We start from the raw sequence: 26427 nt of genomic DNA on the forward strand, positions 1-26427 counted from the left end.
CATCATTAAATGGGGCAAACCCTATAATTGCTTTTTTGTCAAGTACAATTTATACCAAATTAGATGAGCTTGCCCTGTACGTGGATATATTAAAATTACATATAAATCCTAATGCTCTCTAATATTTTTCAATGAACAATGAAAATGACCTATTACCTCTTTAAATAACCCCCAAAAGCTGCCCATATATTCCCCCTCCATCTCCATCTTGCTCTTCTGAAGTCCAAGTAGCAATGAAACTACCATCATTAAGCGTATCCAGATATGGTATATGTTGAGAATTATTTGTCTCCGTATTAATTAAAAATTCATTTCCTAGAGGTGTGCCACTGCTGTCATATCTCTGACCATAAACCCCCAAACTACTGCCGTCTTGTCCATTAGAGTTCCAAGAAACTACAAAACCTCCATCTTTGAGGGCTGTTACTGAAGAATTTCTTTGAAAATTATCCGTGTAACTATTAGCTTTAAATTCCTCTCCCAGAGGATTGCCCATACTATCATAGCGCTGCCCGTAAACTCCCCAACTACTACCATCTTGTCCATTAGAGTGCCAAGTAACTACAAATCCCCCTTCAGTTAAGGCTGCGACAGAAGGTAATAATTGACTACCAGCAATATAAGTATTAATTTTAAATGAATTTCCTGTTATTTCTCCATTCATATCAAAACGTTGCCCGTAAATATCAAAACTATTATCATCATACTTGTCCGAGGCCCAGGTTACAACAAAACTACCGTCTGTTAAAGATGTGATTGACAGGCCATCTTGGTACATAGTCTGAGTGCTAGCAATATGAACAGGAAATGGATTTCCTAAAGACATCCCATTTTTGTCATAGCGTTTTGCTAGAATTCCACCATCACTTTCGGCTGAAACCCAGCTAACAACAAATCCACCATCACCTAAACCTGTTACGGATGAACGCGATGACGCGCCACTAGAGGAAGTAGTAATTTGGAATTCATTGCCAACGACATTACCGAGATTGTCATACATTTGTCCATAAATATCAAAACCACTTTCCCCTCCATTCGTGGAACCCCAAGTAACAATAAATCCACCATCACTTAGACCCGTTACAGATGGATTCCACTGAAGATTGTTTGTAGAATTATTTATTTTAAATTCATTACCAATGGGATTCCCTTTATTATCATAGCGCTGTCCATAAATCCCGAAACTACTACCATCTTGTTCTTCGGACGCCCAAGCAATAACAAAACCTCCATCAGCTAAACTTGCTACTGATGGCTGCCACTGTAACTTATTTGTATATGTATTAACCTGGAATTCACTGCCTATTTTATAGACAGGTTCTGATTGAGAAGCGCCCTCAACTGTAAAACTGCCTTCAGTGGCAAACTCTGAACCAGCAAAGGCACTATCAACGGCTTGGACGCTCCAATAATAAGTGCCGGGTTCCAAATCCGGAACTGTCCAAGTGGTGTTTTGATTGATATTACCCAGTTGAGCAACTTGGCGACTCCCCTCACTCAGAGACATCGGAGACATAATCTCCAAACCACCTGGGGTTGTTCCGATTCGCAGGTTATAACTTAAGCCGGTTTGAGGTGTTTCTGCATCCGTTGCGGGATTCCAACTGAGCGTTACTGCATCGGTCGCGATCGCAGCATTCAAGTTACTGGGTGCAGTTGGATTTATGTTTGCAGTTGAAAGATTATTTTCATACAATTTCGCCAACCGATTGATGGGTGTTCCTGGAGCTTCACGCCCGGTAATAAACAGATCGAGGTCGCCATCCTTATCATAATCTCCCCAGGCCGAGGAACGATTGCTGGCATTGTAAGCACCTTTGAAATCGGCACCGATATCAGTAAAGCTGCCATTATTATTGTTGTAAACTTTGGCCTTAAACGAACCCGTAGAAAGCAGATCTAAATCGCCGTCATTGTCGTAATCTCCCCAGGCGACTGAACTATCCCACAATCCCTCTAACGATGCGGTTTCGGCAAAGTTACCACTGCCATCATTTTGGTAAAGTTTGGTTACTAAAGCCGAACCCGGTGCATCGATATCCGGGAAGCCATCTCCAGTTACATCTCCCCAACCTGTGGAACCAGAAAGTCCGGTGAGGGCGATATCTAAGTCCCCATCACTGTCATAGTCTCCCCAAGCCACCGAACCATTAGAAACCCCAGTTAAGGTAGCGCCGCTATCGGTAAAGATATTATTGCCTTCATTACGATAGAGTGCCGTTGCACCTAGAGAATTTAAACGTCCCGCGACTAAAAGATCGAGATCGCCGTCATTGTCCGCATCTCCCCAAGCAACGCTGGCACCTCGATTCCCCACCGCCATCGTGGCAATTTCGGTAAAGTTACCGTCGGTATTTTCATAAATCTTGGTGTTGCCCAGTTCACCAACGACTGCAATATCGAGATCGCCGTCGTTGTTGTAGTCTCCCCAATCCGCTGCACCATCTAATCCACCAGCGTCAAGGTTCACGACTTCACTAAAGTTGGCGTTATCGTTGCGATACACTTTCGTACCTGCCCAAGTCCCGTTCCAGCCGACAACCAGAAGATCCAGGTCGCGATCGTTGTCGTAGTCACCCCAAGTTGCTGTCCCAAAGGCATCGATAAATGAAGCAGAAGCACCGATATCGGTAAAGCTACCGCCATTATTCTGATACACTCGGATGCCTCTGGCAGAACCATCCCATCCCATCAACACGAGATCCAGGTCGCCATCGCTGTCGTAGTCGCCCCAATCTACGGAACCATGTTCTACGCCAGGAATGGATAAACCGGCATCGGTAAACAGTTGTGTGAGGTCATTATCCTCAATCGTGACTGTGCCAACACCCTCCGTTCCCACTGTATAAGCGGCATTTTCAGCCAAAGTAAAGGCTACGGTCTCATTTTCTTCGGAGTCCAAATCATCGATCGCACTCATATCGATCGCGATCGATTCCTGTCCAGCAGGAATCACAATACTAGACGTCACTCCCGGTAGAATCGGCGTATTGTTCATAGCTGCTGTATAATCTACGCCCGCAGTCGCCGTCCCATTGAGGGCCAAATCCACAACTAAATCGTGCTTGAGGTTGCCTGTGCGACTGACGATCGCCTGACCCGGATCTCCATCTTCAGAGGCGATCGCATCTGTCGCAGTTACTGAAACGGTAGGTTTAGTCCCGTACAGGTTCAGTTTCCAAGAGTTCCATTCACCTTCAACGTCATTTCCATCATCATCAGTTACTTTTAATGTCCAATCTCCCTTGGAAGACTCTCCCCAATGACGATTTGAGACAAAAGTCCAAGAATTAGTAAACCCAACTTTATCATTATTTGCCGGTTGATAAGTGTTCTCCTCAAGCTGGTTAGGTTCGTGTATATCGCTCAAAACCGACTCCGTGCCATCTGGAGAAACCAGCACCACGTTTAGATCGCCCCAATCTTTATGCTTGGCATTAAATAGGACTTCAACTTTTTCTAGGGTAATATCTTCCTCAATGGTTAAGGTGGAGGATATTTCTTCTTCACCCATAATTTCTAGGACATTTTCCAGGGCCGATGATACTTTTGTCTCGGGAACCACTGATGTCCAATTGGCTGCTAGTTGAGTAGCGGCTTCTGCATCAACTGCACCAAAGCCATATTTATAATTCACCCAGTATCCTGCCTGGTTTTGCGTCCACTCAAAGTCAGTCGGGTCGTTTTTCTGAGCCGTTTCCACTAAAATATGTTGAATATCGCGCCAGGTTAAATTTGGATTGACCTCCAGCATTAAGCCGATGATACCGGAAACAATCGGGGCCGCAGCAGAAGTCCCCCCAAAATTATTGGTGTAATCTCCTGCACTATATCCGTAGTTACTTTCCACCATGTCGGTGGTCGTCATGCCCACTTTATTACCACTAGAATAGGCCGATACTAAGAGGGGAGATCCTGACTCACTGTAGAAAGCATTTTTCCCGATATGGTCGATCGCAGCTACGGCGATCGCATATCGAGAGTTTGCAAAGCCATTGTAATTAACGTCACCGAGCGCTGAACCGTCATTCCCTCCAGCAAATACGAAAGCATTACCTAATCCTCCCCGTCCAACCTTGCTGCTTTGTGCCATTGCCGCAACGGTTTCAGGGGATTTCCAGAGCCAATCTTTAGCTTTCCAACTGTTATTATAAATATCAATTTCTTGATTTTCATACGATAAAGCCTTGGCAATTTTATCCCCCTCAACCTCATCGGCAATCAGCCGCAATCCGGCTAAATAGGCATTAGGCGCTACCCCACTTCCCCCAAATCCATTATCTCCGGTTGCCAAGGCTAATCCCGCCACAGCAGTCCCATGAGGATTATAGGTTTGAAAATCTAAACCCAGTTTTAGGAGTTCTCCCTTTTTCCCTTTATTATCTCTCAATTGTAGGTTCCATAAACCCCCCGCCCATTGTTGGTTAAAATCATCCAGATTTCCTGTGGGTTTAAAAATTCCGGTATAGGGAGACTTGCCATTAATAATTGATAAATAATTTCCATCTTGGTCAAAAATTGTTTGCGCTAAGTCTTTGCCATTTAGGTCATTAGATCCAAAGAGTTCGACCGGGGGAGGCTGGGACCCGTTGCCGCCGCCAATCCTCCGATTTGAACTAAAATAGTAAAACCGTTGTAAGGGGTCTAACGTCGGTTTAGCCGATGCAAATAGTAGCGATCCTAATTGATTAAGGCTAGGATATAACAAATTCAACTGGACGTTTAAATCGGTGACGACTCCAGTCAAAGGTACATCTAAGTGAAACCCTGTGGTATAAAAATCTTTAATGTCAGCAGGTAACTTTTCCGCAGCGATTAACTTATTGTAAAAAGGTGATGGGTCGCTATCATCTTGATTAAAATCCGTACTCAAATGGGCTAAGTAGCGATCGCGTAAATCCGGATGAGTGTAATCGATTCCGTCATCCACTACGCCAATCACAACACCACTTCCTTTGGCTAAATCCCAAGCATCGGTGATATTCGCATCTACACCAATATTCACGCCAGAACGCAAGTGCCATTGATAGCTATTGAGGAAATCATGTAATAAGGTATCTTCTTTATTTAGAACTGGATATAAAAGCTCCAGAACTTCTGGAGTTTGAACTAAAGGTTCGTTTTGGGGTTCATCAAGTAACTCGAATTGGACGGGAACTTGGGGAGTCGCAAATTCTACTCCAGCTATCTGTTCCAATTGCTGCGCGACTTGTTCTGGAGTCAAAGTTTCGGGGAATTCCCAGATATAAGTATTGGCAATATGCTCGCCAGCTTCTTGACTCACTGCACCGGCAAGCGCTGCTAAATCCGCAGAAGATTGACCAGGAGTTAACCAAACCAACCACTCTCGGGTTTTCGCCAGTTGCGCGGGCTCGTATTGTTCGAGATCGGCAGCATTGGCGATCGCAATTCGCAGTTCATCGGAAAACTCTCCATCGCCGGGGTCACTAATAATTGCAAAGCGATCGCTGGCAACATTTGTTTCAGTTCCTTCGTGATCGTAACCAACGGCTCTTAATTCATAGCTACCCGGTTCTAAATCACTCAAATCATAGCTGAAATTAAACCGGCTCATCCCATTACTATCGGTGGTGAACTCTGTCACTTCTCCCAGATAAATCCACTCGCCATCCGATTTTTGTAAGGAAAATTCCACGCGATTCAGATCGGCAGTCCCATCGGCATCGTAGATTTTAGCGTTATTAAAGTTTAAACTTTCACCATTGATATAAAGTGGCAAGATGTTAAAGAGTAAATCTCCCGGAATGGAGTTGGGTAACTCGCTGGGTAAGGTGGGTTCTGTTGGGGTTGAAATGACTAGCGGATTCCGATCGGGTACTTTGTCGATCGCTTGTGGAGGTAGGGTCGGTTTATCTTCCGGTGGACCCGGGGGTGTGGGTTTGTCTGGCGTCTCTTCTGTTTCATCCACAACGGTGAAGTTTTCCACTACCACGTTACTGGATTTCCCGGCTAAATCGTAGGCGATCGCCTTCACTTTGTAATCCCCTGCCGCTAATCCCTCAGTCCATTGGTAGGTAAAGTTGGCAACAGTATCCTCTGAAGCATTCACAGCGAAGTTCGTCACCGAACCGATCGCCGTCCATCCTTCCCCTTGGGTTTGCAACAAAAATTCGACGCGCTGAATATCCGTAAACCCATTGCGATCGCTCACACTTCCGGCGATCATAATGGGTTTCCCCAATGTATCGGTTTCAATCGCAAAATCCAACTCTTTCGGCGGAATATTGTTATTTTCCGGTGTAGCGATCGCTGGATTTTCTGCCGGTGGTGTTGGAGTCAGTTGATTCTTTTCCTCTGTTACAGGCGTCGGTTCCTCTGCTACAGGCGTCGTTTCTGGTTCCTCTGGCGCTAAGGGTTGAGGCGCGATCGCATCTTCTGTATCTTTATCTATATAAATAACAATATCATTTGGGTTGCCATCCTTATCAATCGTAAACAGCGTCCCCGCATCCGTTTCTTGCTGGCGAAACTGGAAACCCCCACCAGCATTTGTATCCAAGGAAAACACCGGACGATTATTGCCATTCAGCTTATTCGGATTGTCCAATACCTCCTGAATCGTTCCTTTGGGAACCATCATCAACCCAAACTTATCACCTGCTTCCATCAACAAAGTTTGGCTAGTGCGGTACTCTACCCCTTCTAACTCGCCATTTAAGTTACTTTCCCAGGAGAAACTATCGCTGACGGGGGATAGCTGACTCGCTTGAGAAACTAATAATTGTCCCAGATGGGAATTACTCAACACCCGTCGCGCTGCTTCTTGATAGTAAGCTGGGGAATCCGGCGCAAATTGCTCCATCCCATTCAAACTAAATAAGCCAATTTCGCGATCGCCCTTATCGGCATCAGCAATCTCGACTTTAACTTTTGTATCCTTCGTTACCCCATAGCCGGATTCTAGGGGTGACCCCGTAATCGGATCAAGAGTGAGGGTATAAGGCGTATCGCGATCGCCTCGGAGAACTTGTAGCGAATAGTCTCCAGGCAATAAATCATTGAGAGTGAGAGCACCTGCTGCATCAGTAAGTGTGGATGTCCGCAGAATCGTCCCCTCCGCATTGCGAAGCACCAGATCCACAGCATTTTCCAATCCAGTTACGCCGAATCTCCAACTCCCCCCTTTTCCCAATTGAAACTGGTAAGTATCCTCGGGGTCGAGTGCGATCGCCGAGTCGCTGTAGCGGTAGTTATTTATCAGTAAACCCAAGTCACTGGACATTTATTTACTCCTGCGGTTTTGTGCTCGGCTCCGGGATCGAGTAATCGAGTAATGGAGTCCTTCTGGTTACGGCTCAACTGTTGCGATCATCATTTCCCAGCTTTTGGAAATGGGTATCTTTCGGGAGTTGTTTTTGGGGGGTTCGAGTCAATATTTTTCAGTTTCGATTATTTTTTCATTGGAGCATAAATAGGGATCTCCAGATCTGTGCCCCCGTTACACTTCCGCACCATTTCACCAAAACTTTACACAACGGGCTAGGTTTGTAAAGTTTAGATGAAGGCGTGGTAGTGACAGTCCCGGGTGGTTTGCAAATCAGGCGATCGCCCTTGTTGGGGGACGGGCTGAAAGAGGCGTTTTAACGTTTCCATCGGCAATCTGGCTATTGTTTGACTGGCTTACCCTTTTACTGGGAGTGGCGATCGCAGATTATGCACCTGGGTAGAAAAATCCCTGCGGCGATCGCCTTTGTTTCTTTACGCGGACTGGCGATCGCCGATTATGCACTAGCTGGAGGAAGAATCGGGACCTTGCACATCTCTCCTATGATAAAAGTGTAGTCTTTACCCCTAGAGAATATGATTTGTCCTAAGTGCCAGTCCACCCATATCACTAAAAACGGCCTGCCGAGGGGAAAGCACAACCCTATATGCCAGGACTGGGGTCATCTAAAACCCCCGGAAAGCTAATAATTCAAGGCGAGGAACTTTGGTCGTATGTTCACAACAAAGAAAGTCAATAAGGGTTCGGGCTCGCTATAAATTTAAACAACCGAAAACCTCTCAGATGTTATGTAAGAAATCGTAGCCAAAACTCAGCCAAAAGTTAGGGTAGTTCTTATCCCCTGGTTATCTTCAACGGGCTATTTGTTATAGCGGTTTCTGACATATCTCCCAATGTTTATTCCCTAAAAAACACCATAAAACTGTTAGCAAAAGTAACCTAAAAGTAGTTTTATTATACAATTTAATAAGATATTAATCCACAGAATTTCGAGCCTTTGTAGTCAAATATAAGGTTTTTTTAAAAATTTTAAAAATTAGAGTGAAGCATTAGGGTATTTTATTTTTTATTATAAATAATAATTACTGAGTTAGAACTACCCTGATTCTGTTATTGTTCCTAATTTGGTTAGGATTGCAGATTTTGTTATTGGATAAAAGGAGGGTTGGGGAGGAGGATAGAGTAAAAGGGGCAGGAGTGGAGTGCTTAAGAGCAAACCAATTTAGATGGGGGGTCAACCCCTGAAACCATTGCTGTAAGACAAAAAAGTGCTTAAAAGCTTGCACCGGGGGACTTTGCTATTGCTTGACTAGGGGATAAGCCTGCGCCCGGGCTTTGCTGACCGCCCGGGGGTCAAAAATTATCCTCTGATTGAAAATGCAGCGATTCTCAGTCCCCATTGCCTAGATTTATGTACAGCGTTATAGTTGATTGGCTCCCAGTTCTCCACGAAAGCGCGATCGCATCAGCCCAGGAACGGAAACCGAGGAGCCAGATAAAGAGGGAACAGTTGAGCGATCCATTCGGGCTACCTCCTGGGCCAATGAAAGCCTTGATAGCTGGGGACCTTTATTATATTTATGACCTTAACATAGCCGCTGCCTTGGTCGCCGGGCCCAGAGAGCACCGGCAGACCGCGACTCGTCTGGGGTCAGCCGCCCATCAGCGCATGGGCGATCGCAATGTAGAGCGGTATTCCCAAGCCAATCGCAATCGGCGTGCCGATCGCTGTGGACGCGCCTATGTAGGCCGAAGGATTGGCCGAGGGGATACCGGCTCGTAAAGTGGGCGGCCCGGAGATATCGGAACTGGAGGCAGCAATGACCGCCAAGATCACCACGCCACCCAGGCTGAATCCCGTAGCGTAGTGGGCAACCATGCCCAGACCGAAGGCTATGAGCCCATGCAGCAGCGGTGCCACCACGGCATAGACGACGTACCACTGGGCCACCTTGCGCAGCTCGCCCACCCTTGACCAAGCCTCCATACCCATGATCAGCATCAGTATCGAAAGCAGGCCACGGAAGAGGGGGTCGTAGAAGCTTTCATAGACACTTTCCGGTCGGGTTACCAGACCTAGAGCCAGACCGAGCAGCAGTGCCGATAGTGCAGAACCCTCAAGGCTTTCCTTCACGATGGGCCATATTTTGACACTCTCGGGTTCCTTGCTGGGATACCCGCTTGCGGTAATGCGCTGCTGGCTGCGATACTCCTTCCTGGTAGTGGGATACTCCTGCGGGCTGGGATACTCACCTGCAGCAACCGACTGCTTGCTGAGATACTCCTGCTTGCTGAAATCCTCCTGCTTGCTGAGATCCTCCCCTGCGGAAGCCGACTGCTTGTTGATATAAACGCTGGCCACAACGATCGCAGTCACGAGCGCTGGGATGTCCATAAAGGGATAGAGTGCGCCAGCCCAGGGCTCGTAATCCATGCCTTGCGTTTCCAGTACCGTTAGGGCGGCGGCCATAGTAGAACCACTCACGGCACCGAACAAGCCCGCAGTGGCAATGGCATCCACGGTTTTGACGTTTGGCAGCTTAGCTAACGTGTAACGCCCGATGAACACGATCAGGACACCCATTACCACAGAGAACAGCGCAGGCAAAATCATCTCTGCCAGATTGCCATTGCGGACCGCAATGCCCCCGCTCAGACCAACTCTGATGAGCAGCATGAAGACGATGAACTTATAGATCGCATCTGGAATTTCCAGTTTGCTACCGAGGGCGGCAATGATCATACCCCCGATCAGAAAGGCGAGTGTCGGGGACTGCAACTGCGACACGAAGTCCATAAAGAAATAGGACAAGAATTCCACTTTGTAATTCCTCTTTAATCAGATTTTAGGGGTCAGGACGGCAGGCAACCGTAGCCTCCAATCCTGCTTAGCTGGCTCCACGCATCCGGGTGAGCCGGGAGTCAACCCGCCACTAAGAATGCATCTGCATCCCGGTGCGTCTTGTGCTGGAAGATAAAGTTTGCCTCCCACAAGCGCAAATGAGCGCGCTAATCAGTGGGGATTCATTAGACCGCTTGCATAAATCTCTTAAGCCGAGGGGCGTTATTAAGGGAGGGAAAGGGGTCTCAATCCGTTATTTGGCAAGAGGTCTATTGGCAATGGCTTGTTACAGCCAGAGTTTACCAGCAAGGAGTTCGTAAAGTCCCAGCGATGCATCTGGGAAAGCGTTTTCGGGTATCCACTCCGGTGGGGAGCGGTTATTCATCTCCACTAGCAACGGAAAATGAGGCGCATTCGGGGAAGCATCGACTGAGCGCCCAAATTAGCCTAGTTGATGATGTGCGCATAGGTCAACACCGGACGACCCGAAGCATCCAGCACCGACTGATTAAAGTTAAAACCATTCAGGTTAAACCCCATCATCCTCACCCCCAAAGCCGCCAACCCGAGTAGACCGTTGTTGGAAACACGGCCTACCCGAAATCAAGGTAGATCCCGCTGCTAAAGCTTCTGCGGTGTAAAGAAATTTCCCACGAGTCATCGGAGAGAAATTTGCCATCAATACCTCCTTGCGCTTCCTCTAACGAGGAGTGATTATTGTGATAAGTGAGCTTTAAAAAGTTGAAAAAAGTAGGGATGAAGCCCTTCATGCCTACAGCACAGGTGTTATGCGAGTATTTGTCGATAGGTTGTTCAGAAGTGGCCGCTCTCCGAACAGGGCTGGAAGGTGTCGCTGTCCGGCAGCATCTCCCCTAGCTCAAGATCTATTAAGACCCGAAGTTAGATGCGCTTAAGTCTATCCTTAAATTCGCACCCAGTTGCGATTACTTTCCATAGATTGGCTAAGTAATATCAAATTCAAATCATAAGTTTTGCTGTTACTTTCCGCAAGCCTCTATATCCATGATTAATATAAATACTGATCATAGAATTTTCTCTATACGTTGTTATTAAAAAGGGCTTTCTAGGACTGCACTTCCCAAGTTGTGTGGGATGGCGCTGCCAATCGCCGTCGGCTGGAGCGTCATTAATTTGTCTCCAGAGCCTGCTGCTGTACCCGATGCCTCTATAAAGACCTTTACCGAATGGTGTGAAGAGCAAAGACAGTTTCCGCCAAAAACGGTTCACACTGTTGATTAGCTGCTGTTGCTCATGGGGACAAAAGACTGTGCCGCCGCCGAAAAGCCTTGCTCCCCCAGCAGGAAACATTGATCTTAGAACGCTTGGAGTTGCAAGATTTAAGGCCCTTCTGTGCCTTTACCGAGGTCTCCTGGTTGTCATAGCGCCAAAAGGATAAGTGTTTTTTATAAAATGTTTCTGCTAATCGGAGCCAATCTTTCTCAACAGAGGGTAGTGGATTCGCCGCTCTTTGGCATAAACTTAAAAAGATGGTTTAAGGCAACACCATAGAGCCTTGCCTTAAATTGTCCTAACACAAAGCATCAAGAGGTAACCCACATGACCCAGAAAGCCTGCAAGCTCGTGATCGTCACGGAAAAGGTGCTGCTAAAAAAGGTCGCCACGATCATCGAGGAAGTCGGTGCTACCGGTTATACGGTGGTGGCCGCTGGCGGTAAAGGTAGTCGCGGCGTGCGATCTTCGGGACAACCCACCGTTAGCGACACCTTCTCGAATGTAAAGTTCGAGATACTCACCCCCAATCGGGATATGGCTGTGAAGATTTCGGATGAGGTCGCATCGCAGTTTTTCGACAATTATTCGGGCATCGCCTATATCTGTGATGTGATGGAGGTACTGCACGCCCACACGTTCTGACCTCAAAACCTCAGCAATTCTCTTTGGGCAAGAAACTGTTCAAGCACTGGGGAGTTCGGTATTGTAATGAGATCTCAGACAGGACTTACGCAGATTTTGAGAAGGGACTTTAAATGCAGAGGAAAGAAAGCGAATTGCCTCTACATTTAGGGATTAATCTTTTACAGATTGCGTAAGTCCGGTAAGATAAACTTAAAAATATCGTTCAAGGCGAAAGCATAGATATCTGTCTTCTGTTCGACATCAAAGCGAATTGCCTCTACATTTAGGGATTAATCTTACAGATGGCGTAAGTCCGGTAAGATAAACTTAAAAATATTGTTCAAGGCGAAAGCAGAGATATCTGTCTTCTGTTTGACATTAATGTCAGGTTTTAGCGAGTCAGTCTCTCTCTTTGAGATAGTCTCCATTCCCCGGGGAATTTGACAGCAGGTGCTTCCGTAGCGGCTGGCACTTGTTCTCCACAGGCTGGCTAGTGCAGGGATATAGCGGCGATCGCAGCTATATCCCTCTACTCGATTCATCTCACGCCTGGACTGGTGGGTTGGGCTGGGGGTTCGGTCTCCTACGGGCAGTAGGGTGGTTTAAGCTCGCCAGGTACAGTCCGTCATCGACTTATATCATGTTTACGCGATCGCCCACACTAACCTCACCTCCCAACCCCTTCCCGCAAAATTCCCATAGACCCCGATGGAGATTTGTTGCTAGTGCGGATATTGCTTCCGGCTCGTAGGCTAGGGCAGCAGAGTCGCAACCAGGTAAAGCCGAGTCCCATCTTGGCGAACCGAAACCCCGATCGCCACCACATGGAATTGCTAATTGACCTTCCGCAATTCTCCTCAATTGACCGGCCCCTCCCTTAAATCAGTCTTAAAACCATGCCCGGATAATCGGGGATAATCGGGATTCGAGGCCAATAAAAAAACTTCCAGCGATCGCTGGAAGCCTTTGTTTTCGGATGGCTCAGGCGGGATTTGAACCTGCGACCTTGGGCTTATGAGGAGTCAAACCATCTCCCAAAACCCTTGATTTATATAGGTTTTAGGTTAGGGAAAAAATCACTTCCCTAATTCTTCCCTAGTGGCTAGTTAAATTAGACAAAACCATTGCTGTACATGGGTTTGAGCCTTTATCGTGTTTTATGAGCGTTTGCGTGTTTTGGCGCGTGTTTAGTGAGTGTTTATTGAGCCGAGTGAAATATCATCATCAGATTTTGGACCCATATCCCAACGACGTTCACAGAACAAGACCAAAGTCCCAGAGATAATGAAGCCGGTCACCAGATATTGCCACTGAGGGAATCCAGGTAAAATTGCCAGACCCAAGAAATGGAATCCGGCCCCGAGAAAGAAACTGCGCGATTGCAATGCCCATCCAGTTCCCAAATAACCCAGCCCACATAATCCCAACCATAAGGGACATAAACTAATCAGAATCGGGGACCAACCCCAAACCAGACTGACATCGGTTAAAGCAATTCCCCCCAGCATCAAGAATACCCACCAATAAATTAACCAAGGGACTTTTTCGGACATGACCCAGACCCATGTCTGATTCCACATGATTGCCATTGCCATTAGAGTCAGAATAGACCCGGCCAGTGCCAGTGTTGTCCAATTGATTGGGATAAATTGAGCAGTGAAGAAAATAGTTGTTGTGACTGCTGCCCAAATCAGCATAGTTTTATCGACACAGGTATAGAATTGTTGGAATATGGTTTTTCCTCTAATCTGAACGTGAATTAGCCATAAACCTTGTTGATTCTGAAGGGTAGTCCAATCAGGTTTAGGTGAAAGAATCGGCTGATTATATGGATAAAGCATCACAAGAAAGTTACTCAAACTCTCCTTTTTTTGACCCCCTGAATCTCCATACTGTTTCGGTTTTTAGTGCCTTGGGGCGTCCGAGGGGCGCTCGTTGGTGTTGAGTTGGTGTTGAGTTGAAACTGACATTGCCTGACATTGCCTAACATTGCCTGACATTGCCTAACATTGCCTGACATTGCCTGACAACCTTGCTGCCAACCATTATTGTTTCCGTTATTATTTCTGTTATTGATTCTGTTATTGTTATTGAGAAAAGAGGAAGAAGAGTCCCAGTGTTTTAGAGTAAAGGGAGTTGTGGTGGAATCAACGGCTGTAACCATTGCAGCAAGAGGAAAAAAGTGCTTTAAAGCAAAACTGTGGGACGGGCGTGCTATTGCTTGACTATGGGATAAGCCTGCGCCCGGGCTTCGCTTACCGCCGGGGGGTCAGGAATTCTCCTCAGATTGAAAATGCAGCGATTCTCAGTCCCTGTTGCCTTGATTGATGTATAGCGTTACTGTTGATTGGCTCCCCGTTCTCCACGAAAGCGCGATCGTCCTTTCCAACCGATGCTACGAGTATTGAACGCCAGTTTCAAGGGAAAAGCCCTGGGGTCTTCTGGATCCACAAGGGGCCGAGCGCCTGTCTGGCCCGGAGTTAGGATATAACTGGACTAGACCAGTGGTACAATTTTGCCTGCTTAGGTTAATCGATGAATAAAGTTACTCTAGAAGAAGTTAGTCAAAATTTGATGAACTATCTTCAACTCGCTCAAGCTGGAGAAAGTTTTGTTATTTTTCAAGCAGACCAACCGATCGCCAAAATTAGTTCGGCTAAATCTGAAGGGGCAATAGAAGCTTTCGATGCTTTTCGTGCCAAAATCCTTTCAGAAAAAATTGACTTAGATAGCGACGAAATTTTTGCAGATGTTCGCGATCGCACCCCGACTCCCGAACAACCTTGCTGGTGATGAGCGTGAAATTTCTCCTGGATACCAACATCATCTCGGAAAGCATAAAACTACAGCCGAGCGATATTTTTCTGGCGCATTTTCGACAAAACTTGGAAGAATCTGCGTCGCATCGGTAACATGGCATGAGCTTCTGTATGGGTTATACCGATTGCCGGAGTCTCGGCGAAAAAGGACTTTGTCTGATTACTTGGCACAGGTAATTCAAGACAAGACGATCATCCTACCGTACTGTCATGCTGCCGCCGAATGGTTTGCGGCTGAACGAGCGAGACTGACTGCTTTGGGTCGAATGCCTTCATACCCGGATGGGCAGATTGCTGCCATTGCTAAAGTCAATAATTTGATCCTGGTGACTCGTAATATCTCAGACTATGCGGATTTTGATGGACTGACCATTGAAAACTGGTTTGTTTAGACAGAATGAGAAGTAATAAATCGCACTTGGGGTCTTTGGATTCGTCTAGGATAGTGACTCGTTCCCACAACCATCTGGGTAAACTCATCTTCATTATCTATAACGGAAACCGAGGAGCCAGATAACGAGTGAACAGTTGAGCGCACCACTCCGGCTACCTCCCCAGACACCTACCGCGCTTTTCAAGCCAGCCCTTCATCCGGAGGTTCCCAAGCCAGATTAGATTAGAAGTGATCGCACCCCAACACATTCAGAATGTAACGGCTGCCACTACTATGCTCTCGACTTTCTACCCCACTGGTGGCATCGGACGAGACTTGCGGGGACTATCCAGAGAACCTTTGACAAAATCGTAACACTATCAATATTTCGTTACCTCCCGAAATAATAATTAATGAAAGTTATGAGCAAAAAGAATAGACAAAAGGAAAAAGAAGAGGTAAAAGTGGAATATCCCATTTGTGGGTGGCAAAATATTTAGATATTGAGTCAACCCTGAGACCCAACCACTACTAATCCCTGGAATAGAATAATGACCAAAGAGTTTATCTCAAGAAAGACAGCAGGAAATTTCCAGAAAACCACCAGCCAGTTTGCCCCACGTCCGTTTGCCACACCTCAACAAAAGTCAGCGAAGGCCGAAAATTCAACGCCACAGAATATTCAATGCTCACCGGAAAGCAGCAATCATCTATCACGGATTGCCATCACGCAACCCGAAACATTTACACCACAGTTAACGGTGCAACGTGCAGAGCAAGTGGTGGCAAACGACAATCCTGGGGAAGAAGCCGAGAAAATCCAACGGTCAAGCAGCAACAATCGACTGGCAAAAATCTCTATTCAACCACCCGAACCACCTTCTACACCAAGGTTTCCTATCCAAGCCAAACTGACAGTCGGGGCGGCAGGGGACAAGTACGAGCAAGAAGCTGACCGGGTGGCACGTCAAGTGGTAAATCGCATCCAGGCACCACAGGTCAATTTCCAGAGCAGTGAATCCAATCCGGTACAACGAAAAATCTCTATTCAGGCTTTTGGCGGGGAAGGTGGAGACGTTTCCAGCGAATGGGAATGCGAATTAAACCGAGCCAGAGGTGGGGGTCAGCCATTGTCGCCATCCCTGAGAGAGCCTATGGAAAGAGAGTTTGGGGCGGATTTTAGTGGCGTGCGCGTGCATACGGGGGCGCAGGCGGATGGGTTGGCGAGATCGATTCAGGCGAAGGCGTTTACCACGGGGCAGGATGTATTCTTTCAGCAGGGGGCGTATGAGCCGGGGAGTCGTGGGGGGCAGGAGTTGATCGCCCATGAGTTGACCCATGTGGTGCAGCAGAGCCAAGTAAGCAATGGTGTGGTAATGCGTTTCAGCGATCAATTTTTTAATGATATGCAATATGTAGGCGAGAATAATTTTTTGATTTATGGATTGGAACCAGATCGTGAGACATATCGGAAAGAACTAGACCAACAAGGTGCTACTTATAGTTATGAGAAGGACAGATTTAAAAAAGAAGAGGATAATCCGCGTGGAACTGCAACGGTAGGAGGCTTTACAGTCGATATATTTAATAACTATGCTTGGAGAGATTACCAAGAAACACAAGGTTGGTTATATAGCGTGTTTAATCCGGCCACCTTAATTGACTATCTAGAAGCGAACAAAAGACGAGAGGCGGATGAGTTCTTGGAATTGCTCCAGGAAAAGGTCCAAAAATGGACAGAAAAAGAGATAAGCAATAGAAAATATTTGGGAGAGGAAACAAAAAAATCAATAGTGCAATTCCAAAAAGAGCTATTTAAAAGCGAATATTCTCCATTCAAAACCCTGAAAAAAATACTGTCTCTACAAACCATCATGGAAGTGATGAAGAAAGAAGGAAAAGCGAGTGAGGATGGAGGAGAGACCATGTATTATAATGAGAAGGAGGCCTTGTCAAAGGCATTATTTTATACCCAAACAAGAAAAGGATGTAAATTCGGAATAGACTGGGTAAAGGAAAGTAGGAAAGCAATGAAAAGCCACGGAATCAAAGTGATAGCATTCATAATAGATTCGTACATCAAAGTGTATGGATACGACCAAGTGGTGGGGAAAGAAAAAGGACCCAAAGGACGCGAATACTATACGTCATCAGAATTACGAAAATCCTACCGAGAGGAGATGGCGAGAATAGGAGAAGAGACTCCGCTGATTCTATTCTATTATGAAGGAGAACGTTGTCCGGCCCCATGGAAAGAGGACTTTATAACGTGGTATCAGTATGAGGCGAACCGAGGGCAGAAGGCAAAGCTATGAGAAAAAACCCAAAACAGGAAACACGCAAAGAACGCGTTTACGAGGAGCTTGTGGACTTCGTTAAAAGATATAATCCGCACCTAAATTGTGTGTATTTCTGCACAACTACGAACATTGAGTGCGATCGCCCACTATCGTAGGTTGGGTAGAGGAAACAAAACCCAACACCCTCCTTCTCGCACTCTCTTGGTCAACACCCCATCAACCCCACCCCGCACCCACTGCCACCACCGCCCCAAATATTCCCCAATGCGCCCCACCGACGCACCTTGGTCGTAAAGCCGGGAAACTTTCTCCAAACATCGCTCCACCGTCTTCAGGGCAACCCCCAAACCCGATGGTGAAAACGAATAGCCCAAAAAATCAAACCCCCGCGATCGCCGCCCGATAAACGTCTTATCCGGGGGCTTTTCTACGCGCAAATCCGCCATCACCGGATTCACCGCCTTTATTGCCTTTGGAGAGCCGATCGCTCTTAAAGGAAAGCCGAACCGAGGCTCCACTGATTTCTGCAAGCGCTATCCAACGCCTACATTGCTTAAGCGATCGCTAATTTTCCCCTCAACTGCCGAAATAGCTACCACTCGGGGGGACGCCAAATAGTTCTTTGCCGTGGGATCGCCACTGCGTCCTTTGAAATTGCGGTTGGTCGCATAGACCCCTGTCTCTTCTTTACCCAGTATCCCAAGTCCTGCATTAATACAAGCCCCGCAGCCTGATTTGAGAACGGTGGCTCCCGCTGCCTCAAATATCTGCATATATCCTAACTTCTCAGCCTTTTGGCGCACCTCAAAAGAAGCTGGCACGATAAAAAGGCTAACACCCGGAGCTATGCGGCGGTTTTCAAGCACTTCGGCAGCTTGAGCGAGATCGAACAGTTTCCCCCCAGTGCAAGAACCAATAAAAGCTTTAGTTATCGGGATTTCTCCTAACTGGCTAATAGCAATTACGCAATCGGGTTTGGGAGGACGAGCGATCTGCGGTTCTAAATCGCTCAAATCGAACTGATAGATTTCTTCATAAGAGGCATCGGGGTCGCTACCAATTTCTTCAAATAAATCCTGCCCGGAGTTTTGAACGTATTGGCGAGTGGTTTCATCAGGAGCAATTAACCCACACATCGCACCACACTCAATCGCCATATTCGAGAGTGTCATGCGCTCTTCCATTGGCATTTTATCGATAATACTGCCTCGAAATTCCATAACTTTCCCGGCAGCGCCGTCACAGCCAATTTTGCCGAGAATAAACAGAATGATGTCTTTGGCAGTAATATATTTGGGCAAAGTTCCTTCCAGTTTAAAAAGTAGAGTCGGAGGAACCCTCACCCACATATCCCCCATTGCAAAAATATTTGCCATATCCGTCGTTCCCACTCCAGTGGAAAAACATCCAAAAGCACCGTAAGTGCAAGTGTGGGAGTCTGTCCCCGCCACAATCATACCTGGATGAATAAAGCCCTTTTCTGGCAGTAAAACGTGACAAATCCCCGCAGCTTCTCCGGGGGACACCACATCCAAGAGATGGCAGCCTTGCGAATCAGCGAACTGCACCATCTTTGAGTATAGTGAAGTGGCTTTGGGGTCTACTCGCACCTCGTTGACTTGGATAAAGTGATCGGCTACTAAAACAACGCGATTGGCATCCCAAACTTTTGCTGTTTCTCCAAAATTCTGGTAAAATACTTCAGCAACGGGTGCAGCTACGGCATCGTGAGACATGGCTAAATCGACTTTAACAAAAACCGTCTCTCCAGGCTGAACGTAAGCATTACCAGAACCGCGTGCCAAAAGTTTTTCTGTCATAGTCATTGCTCTAGGAGAAGTTGAACTTTCGGGGACGGAAATTTCACCTTTTTGCCGCTTGTGGTTAAACGGAATTAAGCCGCCTGCCCTCACAATCGTTTCGATGACTGGATTGTTCACGGGCTGAGAGAGAATCTCTAAAGGCAGACCAATATTGATGCTATTGCGGTAAAAGATTTCGGCAAAAGACTGGGCAGACACTTTTTGAATGCCAGCAGCTTTAATGGCAATGGGCGCATTTTCCCGACTAGACCCACAGCCGAAATTGCGTCCAGCTTTAATTTGTTCATAGCCTAAAAGAGTGCCTTCTCCAATGAGATGTTCAAAAGCATACTGCTTTAAATAGTCAGGGTCGGCAGTAGTAAGCTGTTCAGCATTTAAATTGGTATAATAGTCAGACCTACCATAACAATCAAGCCCATGCCAGCTGCCAATTGTTTAACGCATGAACAAGTCAAAAAACTTCAAAAAGCCCTGAAAGAGGAACCCAATGGGGAGATCCGAGAAAGGATTTTAATGCTTCTCTTACTGAACGATGGGAAGACTCAAGCTCAAATTGCTCAATTTATCGGGGTCTCCATCAATACAGTATGCCATTGGTGTATTCATGGAGACCCGGATAATCGGGAAAGTTTAAAAGACAAGAGGATGGAAGGCAATAACAAAAAGGCCACTGAAGAGTATGTTAACCTTTTATTAGAAACCCTATCCAAAGAACCGACTGAGTTAGGATATGAATTTGGACGATGGACGGCTCATAGATTAGCTACTTATTTGCATGAAATAACCGGAATTCAACTGAGTGGCTCCCAAGTCAGAAGGATATTAGCTAAAAAAAAGTATGTCTACATTTGGGGAAAATATAGCTTAGAGTCTAAGAGGGATGAGGAAGAGAGAAAGTAACCGTTCAGGGGGATGGGGATATGATGCAAACTAGAGGAGATGGTGTAAACTGGGGGATATGGACGAGAGCATAACGATAGGCGGCATCAAGATTCCTCGCGCAGACTGGTCCAAGACCCCAGAAAGCGTGAAAAATGTGGTGAGGAATCAAGAGCAACGAATTGCCGCCATTGAAGAACGTCTGGGACTCAACGCATCAAACAGCTCCATCCCTCCGTCCAAACAGCCTCCTCAAGCCCAAGAAAAGAAGCAAGAGAAACTCAGCCGACGTAAGCGCGGAGGCCAAAAAGGACACAAAGGATTTACAAGACACTTATATGATCCGAGTGAGTGCAGCGAGATTATCGACCATCACCCCTTTACCTGCAAGCATTGCCAAACCCCTCTGAGAGGAGAAGACGAACAGCCTTACCGGCATCAAATCGTGGAAATTCCTCCCGTGGCTCCAGTGGTAACGGAACACCGACTTCATGCGCTGACCTGCGGCTGTTGCGGTCAAACCACTCGCGCCGAGTTGCCCGATGGTATAAACTCCAGTGGTTATGGAGAGCGTCTCCAAAGTCTGGTGGCTCTGCTGAGTGGAGCTTATCGTCTGAGCCACAATCAAGTACAAACCCTACTGAGGGACTTGTGGCAAGTACACTTGAGTACGGGAACAGTCAACCGCATCCGTCAACGAGTCAGTCAGAAACTCAGCCAAGTAGTGAATGAAGCCAGAAGTTACATCATGGCTAGTGGCACGGCTTACGTTGATGAAACCAGTTGGAGTCAAAACAATGGTGACGGCAATAATCCCGAGAACGCCTCGGCCTGGTTATGGACCGCCGTCAGCAATAACGTGGCGGTCTATCAAGTGACCCTCAACCGCGCTCGTAGTAGCGCCGACGCTTTATTAGGAAAGAACTACACAGGTCTAGTTGTTAGCGACCGCTATAGTGTCTACAACCAATGGACCGTTGAGCAACGACAAGTATGTTGGGCGCATTTAAAGCGCGATTTCAAACGGATAGCTGAACGGAGCGGGGTCTCCAAAGACATTGGTGAAGCTCTGCTGAAACAGACTAAACGCCTGTTCCACTGGTGGCATCGAGTACGGGATGGAACGTTATCAACCGAGTTGTTTCAAGCTGCTATGGCACGGCTACGTCAAAGCGTTCATCATCTGTTGAGTGAAGCCGCGAGCCTTTGTCATTCCAGCACAGAGCAAACGCCTTTGGCTAAAACCGCACGCACTTGCGAACAGATTTTAAAGATTGAACCGGCCTTGTGGACGTTTGTTGAGGTGAACGCGCTCGAGCCGACGAATAATACAGCCGAGCGGGCTTTGCGCACGGCGGTCATTTGGCGTGACTTGAGTTATGGCTCCTGGTCTCGCTCAGGCAGTGAGTTTGTGGAACGTTTGCTGACGGTGGTCACTTCTTTACGGTTTCAGGAACGCCCGGTGTTGGAGTTCTTGATTCAGCTCTTGCATTCTGAGCCGGTCTGTCTCCTCCCTCTACCCCCTGAATAGTTACGAGAGAAAAGAGTTTAAGAAAAAATTATCCGAGTATTTAAGGATAGAAAAAAAAAACCCTGAGCTTTTGCAGGTATGGTTTTGGGACGAAAGTGGATTTAGTTTAAGAGTAATAAGAAGAAAAAATTGGTGTAAAAAAGGAAAGCGAAAGCAGCTAAGGGGTGATAGGAGGAATGGACGGGTCAATGTCATGGGTGGCATCCGGTATTCTGACAAAAAAAGATTTGTGGAGTTTTTAAAAACAAGCAATTCGGAAAGCTTTTATAACGGTTTAAAAGTTTTTTATCAAGAGCTAATCCAAGAAGGGTGCGATTCAGGAAAATCTGCCCATGATTTTTCAGTAAAGGGACCGCAAATTATTATTATTCTTGATAATGCCAGTTTTCATAAAAAGGCGGAATTTATCCAAAAAATTGGAGAAAATATGCCAAACATTCAATTAGAGTTTCTTCCGAAATATAGCCCAGAATACAACTTGATAGAGTTGGTTTGGCACTCAGCTAAAGAATATGTTGCTCATCGACTATTTACCTCCATAGAAGATTTAGAGGCTTTATTACATAAGCTTTTAAATGAAGGAGAACTAATTATTCCCTGGTCCCGTAAATTAAAAAATCAGGGAAACTCAGTTATCCCAATTTAAATGCTGAACAGCTTACATCGTTTCGCGGGAATAATATCGTCTGTGTTGATATCATCGCTAAGTATCAAAACTTTTGGATTACTTTGCATAATTATTATTGGCTCTTCAGACTTTCTGGTGATAATATTTTCTAATCGGTTGCTAGGCGTTTAAATGTTTTTGAGTGGCTACCTCTCTAATTTATAAGGACTATGATGAAAAAGCTGCTAAAAGACGTAACCGAAAGTTCTCAAAATTTCTAAATCCATAGCCTTGTCGCTTTACGAGTTTTATTTTATTATTAATTCCCTCCATGACTCCACTACTAGCATGGCTAATGAAGTAATTACAAATCGTTGATAGATGCTGGGAAATAGTATTAATAACTTTGCCATATACTTGGCGAGCATTCTTTAACCATTCTTGAAAACGCTCTAAGCCTTCTGAAACACTTTGACTCGTTTCATAAATGGTTCGGAAGTCCTCTTTGTATTCATAAGCTGCTTTCAACCGCTTAGATTTGGATAAAAGGTTTTCTAATTCAGCCTGTTCGGAATCTTTTAAATCAACTCCGTTTCTCAAAATCAGAGAAAGTTTATCCCGTTTTTTTACCCCGCTCGATTTAGCAATATTTTTTAATTCTTCAATCAAAAGTTTCATTACATGAAATCTGTCCGTCACAATTTGAGCATTTGGAAAAATTTCTTTAATAACTTTTGGAAAGCCATGCCACATATCAACGCTCACTTCTTTTACCGCTTTTTTTACTCTAATCGGAAGTTCAGAAAGCCTTTCTATCAAACAATGTTGGGTCCTTCCATCAATAACTTCTATTAGCTTTTTTTTATCTAGGTCGCAGATTACTGCTTTATAATCTTGATGCCCTTTATGCATAGCAATTTCATCAAGATTTATCCGAGTAGCTTCGAGCCAATGCTGCTCTTCTTGCTTTTTAGCAATTTGATTAAATATCCCTTCAATTTCATCATAAGACAGCCCTTCAACCGAGGCAACTTGAGCTATGCTTGATGAAACTACGCGCTCAAAAATATTGATTTCCTATCGCACAGTATGCCGCCGTTTCCAGTCTATCCATGAGAGGTTTTCTGTGAAATATTTTTGACAACAACGACAATAAAATTGCCGCCGTGGCACTAGCAAATAAGTCACCTTATCAAAACAGGAAAGGTCTCGTAATATCATCGGACGATTTTGATTAATTTCCGTGGTATAGCCCGGGCATTTCGGACAATTTGTCCCTAAATTGGTCAACTTAATGTTAAGGTACACTTCATTTTCTCGGGTCAAAACTTTGGCAACCGTAACTTCAGGTAATCCCAGCATTAAATTCAGATAATTTTCCATAAACCTGAGTGCCTCATTTTTTGGATAGAAATGGTAATGGGCTATTTTTGCCCAATTTTTATCAGTTTAGAGCTAAACTTTAGTCTTCTTAACTAAATTTAATTATTTTTTTAGTATTTTGGGGATTTATGAGACTCATTTGGGTAGAATTTAAAGTTATAAGCCTTGATATATATGGCTTTCAGCTCCCCAGTTCCCGAATAAGTACAAAACTTATTAGAAAACCTTATCACCAGAAAGTCTGAAGAGCCAAATCTAAGCGGTTGAAAGCAGCTTATGAATACAAAGAGGACTTCCGAACCATTTATGAAACGAGTCAAAGTGTTTCAGAAGGCTTAGAGCGTTTTCAAGAATGGTTAAAGAATGCTCGCCAAGTATATGGCAAAGTTATTAATACTATTTCCCAGCATCTATCAACGATTTATAATTACTTCATTAGCCATGCTAGTAGTGGAGTCATGGAGGGAATTAATAATAAAATAAAACTCGTAAAGCGACAAGGCTATGGATTTAGAAATTTTGAGAACTTTCGGTTACGTCTTTTAGCAGCTTTTTCATCATAGTCCTTATAAATTAGAGAGGTAGCCACTCAAAAACATTTAAACGCCTAGCAACCGATTAGAAAATATTATCACCAGAAAGTCTGAAGAGCCTATTTTTTTAGTATTTTGGGGATTTATGAGACTCATTTGGGTAGAATTTAAAGTTATAAGCCTTGATATATATGGCTTTCAGCTCCCCAGTTCGCGAATAAGTACAAAACTTATTAGAAAACCTTATCACCAGAAAGTCTGAAGAGCCAACTTTTGATTGGGGTCGAACTTTGTTTGCTGCTCTTTAAATATTTTTATGTCACTAATTGGTCCTTTTTACCCAATTTTTATATCCACAATATCTTCACCTTTGGGGAGAACAATTAACTGATTTTTAAGAGTATGAGTTTTCTTTTTTCCTGAAAAGTGTTCTTTTTGCTCTTCGTTGTCAGTGGGCCGTTCTATGGGCTGTTCAGTGCTATCTACTGTTAACTCATAAACCGTGAGTATTTCTTTGACTACTTCTAGATCTCCCACTTTTTTTTTGACCTGTTCTAAAATGCTGGCCGGTAATAATTCATGTAAAATTGGTAGCCAATACCGAAAGATGGTGTTAGCTGTAGATTCACAAACTCCAAATTGAGCCCCCACATACAGGAAGGAAGGATATTGGTAGAGATACAACAAAGTTAGAAGAATTTGTTCTTGATTCGATAACGTGATTTTCCGACCTGCCTTTTTGACATTCTTGGTGGCTTTTACCTCCTCGGCCTTCGCTTTTTTTTGGAGGTGTACCATTTCCGCTTCCTTCCACAAGTTCTGTAACTGGTCATAAGTTAAGCTGTCGTGCATTTAGATTTTATGGTATAATAACAAAGAAAAAAATAAAACCAATAAAAATGCCAGCCCATAACCATCTTAGTGAAACCCAACGAGAGAGACTTTTGAACGAATTGCGAGAAAACGAGAGTCCCCTTATTCGAGATAGAATTTTAATACTACTCCTAATAAACGATGGTAAAACCTATGAGGAAGTGGCGAAGTTTTTGCAAATCTCTTATCCAACAGTAGCATCTTGGGCTAAACAGGGCGATCCAGATAAATTAGAAAGTTTTAAAGATGGACGAGCCGAAGGAAACCACAAAAAAGCTACAAAAGAATATGTAGATATGCTTTTAAGTATTGTTGATAATGAACCCTCAAAATACGGTTATGAATTTGGGAGATGGACAGCAGCAAGACTGGCAAAACATTTAGAAAAAGAGACGAGAATTAAACTGAGTGAATCGCAAGTGCGGAGAATTTTAAAATCAAAAAAGTATGTTTTCCTTTGGGCAAAATACAGTCTTGAAGACCGACAAGATCGGCTTAAACGAAAAGCGTTTAAAAATAGACTAAAAGAATACTTAAAGGTTGTCTGAATAACTCCAAAACGTTTGCAGGTATGGTTTTGGGATGAAACAGGATTCAGTTTAAGGATCGTAAGAAGAAAACAATGGACTAAAAAAGGAAAACGTAAAACCGTAAGAGGAGATAGAAGAAAAGGCCGAATAAATGTAATGGGTTGTTTAAGGGCAACTGACAAAAAAAGAATCAATTTTTTCGTGGAAAAAGGGTGCGGCGAATCATTTTATGAAAGTCTCAAGTCTTTCTACGCTTTGGTCATACAAGAATGGGTAGAACAAGGTAATTCCCCAGAAGATTTTTCAGAAAACGGGCCTAAAATAGTTATTATTTTAGATAATGCAAGCTTTCACAAAAGAAAAGATATTACCAACCTTATCACAGCAGAAATGCCTAACCTAGTTTTAGACTATTTACCGGAATATAGTCCCGATTATAATTTAATTGAGTTGGTTTGGCATTCGGCAAAAGAATATATAGCCAATAAGCTGTTTGAGTCAATTGCAGAACTAGAATCTATTTTAAATAGATTGTTAAATGAAGGAGAACTCATTATTAATTGGGGGCGTAAAATCAAAAATAAAGGTAACCAGGTTTATTCAAACTAAATGTACGACAGCTTATTCCTACAAGCCTCGGGGTTAAATCGGGGTGTTCTTCAATATATTTTAGGATGACACTCATTGCAGTAAAAAAATATAAGCCGCTCTTATTATATAGCGGTTCCCGGATTCATGAGGTACAGTAGCAACAATGAGCAAACCAATTGCGAATATCTTGTTGAGTGACTTGCCGCATTGCTTCGGTAA

Annotated in this window: 13 protein-coding genes and 6 pseudogenes; 10 read left to right on the forward strand and 9 right to left on the reverse strand. The window is 44.9% G+C overall.

Translation table 11 applies throughout. The features are described 5' to 3' along the window. Nucleotides 1-160: 160 nt before the first annotated feature. A complete protein-coding gene (locus tag NG792_RS27135) occupies nt 161-7243 on the reverse strand; it encodes a S8 family serine peptidase (protein WP_261237527.1) in 7083 nt (2360 codons plus the stop codon). A gap of 389 nt (nt 7244-7632) precedes the next feature. Between NG792_RS27135 and NG792_RS27140 the strand changes: the two genes are divergently transcribed. Next, on the forward strand, nt 7633-7803 hold the full coding sequence (locus NG792_RS27140) for a hypothetical protein (protein WP_261199263.1): 171 nt from the start codon (nt 7633-7635) through the stop codon (nt 7801-7803). Between the two features lie 1094 nt (nt 7804-8897). On the opposite strand, the gene NG792_RS27145 is transcribed toward NG792_RS27140, so the two are convergent. Together NG792_RS27145 and NG792_RS27150 are read right to left on the reverse strand one after the other, a co-directional pair. Then, nucleotides 8898-10067: a sodium-dependent bicarbonate transport family permease gene (locus NG792_RS27145; RefSeq protein ID WP_261237528.1), complete on the reverse strand. Its 1170-nt coding sequence runs from the start codon at nt 10065-10067 to the stop codon at nt 8898-8900. A 471-nt stretch (nt 10068-10538) separates the two neighbouring features. Beyond that, a pseudogene (locus NG792_RS27150) lies at nt 10539-10646 on the reverse strand (Photosystem Q(B) protein 1); the annotation flags it as partial. Between the two features lie 1020 nt (nt 10647-11666). On the opposite strand from NG792_RS27150, the gene NG792_RS27155 reads away from it, so the two are divergent. Beyond that, nucleotides 11667-11984 carry a P-II family nitrogen regulator gene (locus NG792_RS27155; protein ID WP_261199265.1) on the forward strand — a complete coding sequence of 106 codons (318 nt, stop codon included), beginning with the start codon at nt 11667-11669 and terminating at the stop codon, nt 11982-11984. Nucleotides 11985-12262: 278 nt separating this feature from the next. Here NG792_RS27155 and NG792_RS27160 read toward each other — a convergent pair whose 3' ends face one another. Together NG792_RS27160 and NG792_RS27165 are read right to left on the reverse strand one after the other, a co-directional pair. Continuing rightward, nucleotides 12263-12508 carry a hypothetical protein gene (locus NG792_RS27160; RefSeq protein WP_261199266.1) on the reverse strand — a complete coding sequence of 82 codons (246 nt, stop codon included), beginning with the start codon at nt 12506-12508 and terminating at the stop codon, nt 12263-12265. A gap of 645 nt (nt 12509-13153) precedes the next feature. Then, nucleotides 13154-13807, reverse strand: a complete 654-nt coding sequence (locus NG792_RS27165; RefSeq protein ID WP_261237541.1) for a hypothetical protein — start codon at nt 13805-13807, stop codon at nt 13154-13156. 694 nt (nt 13808-14501) lie between these two features. Between NG792_RS27165 and NG792_RS27170 the strand changes: the two genes are divergently transcribed. The 3 genes from NG792_RS27170 to NG792_RS27180 all read left to right on the forward strand — a co-directional run bounded on the left by NG792_RS27170 (nt 14502) and on the right by NG792_RS27180 (nt 17473). Beyond that, complete coding sequence (locus NG792_RS27170; RefSeq protein WP_261237530.1) at nt 14502-14759, forward strand: prevent-host-death protein; 258 nt, start codon at nt 14502-14504, stop codon at nt 14757-14759. Continuing rightward, the gene (locus tag NG792_RS29115) at nt 14716-15177 is read left to right on the forward strand and encodes a type II toxin-antitoxin system VapC family toxin (protein ID WP_353961720.1); all 462 of its coding nucleotides are present in this window, start codon (nt 14716-14718) and stop codon (nt 15175-15177) included. Before NG792_RS27170 ends, NG792_RS29115 begins: the two co-directional genes overlap by 44 nt. A 532-nt stretch (nt 15178-15709) precedes the next feature. Further along, nucleotides 15710-17473 carry an eCIS core domain-containing protein gene (locus NG792_RS27180; RefSeq protein ID WP_261237532.1) on the forward strand — a complete coding sequence of 588 codons (1764 nt, stop codon included), beginning with the start codon at nt 15710-15712 and terminating at the stop codon, nt 17471-17473. A gap of 131 nt (nt 17474-17604) precedes the next feature. On the opposite strand, the gene NG792_RS27185 is transcribed toward NG792_RS27180, so the two are convergent. Further along, a complete protein-coding gene (locus NG792_RS27185) occupies nt 17605-17976 on the reverse strand; it encodes a hypothetical protein (RefSeq protein ID WP_261237533.1) in 372 nt (123 codons plus the stop codon). A gap of 15 nt (nt 17977-17991) precedes the next feature. Then, nucleotides 17992-19713, reverse strand: a complete 1722-nt coding sequence (locus NG792_RS27190; RefSeq protein WP_435387616.1) for an aconitase/3-isopropylmalate dehydratase large subunit family protein — start codon at nt 19711-19713, stop codon at nt 17992-17994. Between NG792_RS27190 and NG792_RS27200 the strand changes: the two are divergent. The 3 genes and pseudogenes from NG792_RS27200 to NG792_RS27210 form a co-directional block, all read left to right on the forward strand. Further along, a pseudogene (locus tag NG792_RS27200) lies at nt 19699-20178 on the forward strand (IS630 family transposase); the annotation flags it as partial. The gene NG792_RS27190 and the pseudogene NG792_RS27200 sit on opposite strands and share 15 nt — an antisense overlap. A 61-nt stretch (nt 20179-20239) precedes the next feature. Continuing rightward, entirely contained in the window at nt 20240-21691 is a 1452-nt protein-coding gene (gene tnpC, locus NG792_RS27205) for an IS66 family transposase (RefSeq protein ID WP_261237534.1), read from the forward strand. A gap of 7 nt (nt 21692-21698) precedes the next feature. After that, nucleotides 21699-22337 (forward strand): annotated as a pseudogene (locus NG792_RS27210) (IS630 family transposase); the annotation flags it as partial. 189 nt (nt 22338-22526) lie between these two features. Here NG792_RS27210 and NG792_RS27215 read toward each other — a convergent pair. Next, nucleotides 22527-23681, reverse strand: a pseudogene (locus NG792_RS27215) (ISL3 family transposase). 248 nt (nt 23682-23929) lie between these two features. Between NG792_RS27215 and NG792_RS27225 the strand changes: the two are divergent. Next, nucleotides 23930-24244 (forward strand): annotated as a pseudogene (locus NG792_RS27225) (ISL3 family transposase); the annotation flags it as partial. Nucleotides 24245-24550: 306 nt separating this feature from the next. Here NG792_RS27225 and NG792_RS27230 read toward each other — a convergent pair. Continuing rightward, on the reverse strand, nt 24551-25066 hold the full coding sequence (locus tag NG792_RS27230) for a transposase (RefSeq protein ID WP_261237539.1): 516 nt from the start codon (nt 25064-25066) through the stop codon (nt 24551-24553). A gap of 47 nt (nt 25067-25113) precedes the next feature. Between NG792_RS27230 and NG792_RS27235 the strand changes: the two are divergent. Continuing rightward, nucleotides 25114-26226, forward strand: a pseudogene (locus NG792_RS27235) (IS630 family transposase). Nucleotides 26227-26427: the final 201 nt, after the last annotated feature.

The organism is Laspinema olomoucense D3b (genome assembly GCF_025370785.1).
Taxonomy (GTDB): domain Bacteria; phylum Cyanobacteriota; class Cyanobacteriia; order Cyanobacteriales; family Laspinemataceae; genus Laspinema; species Laspinema olomoucense.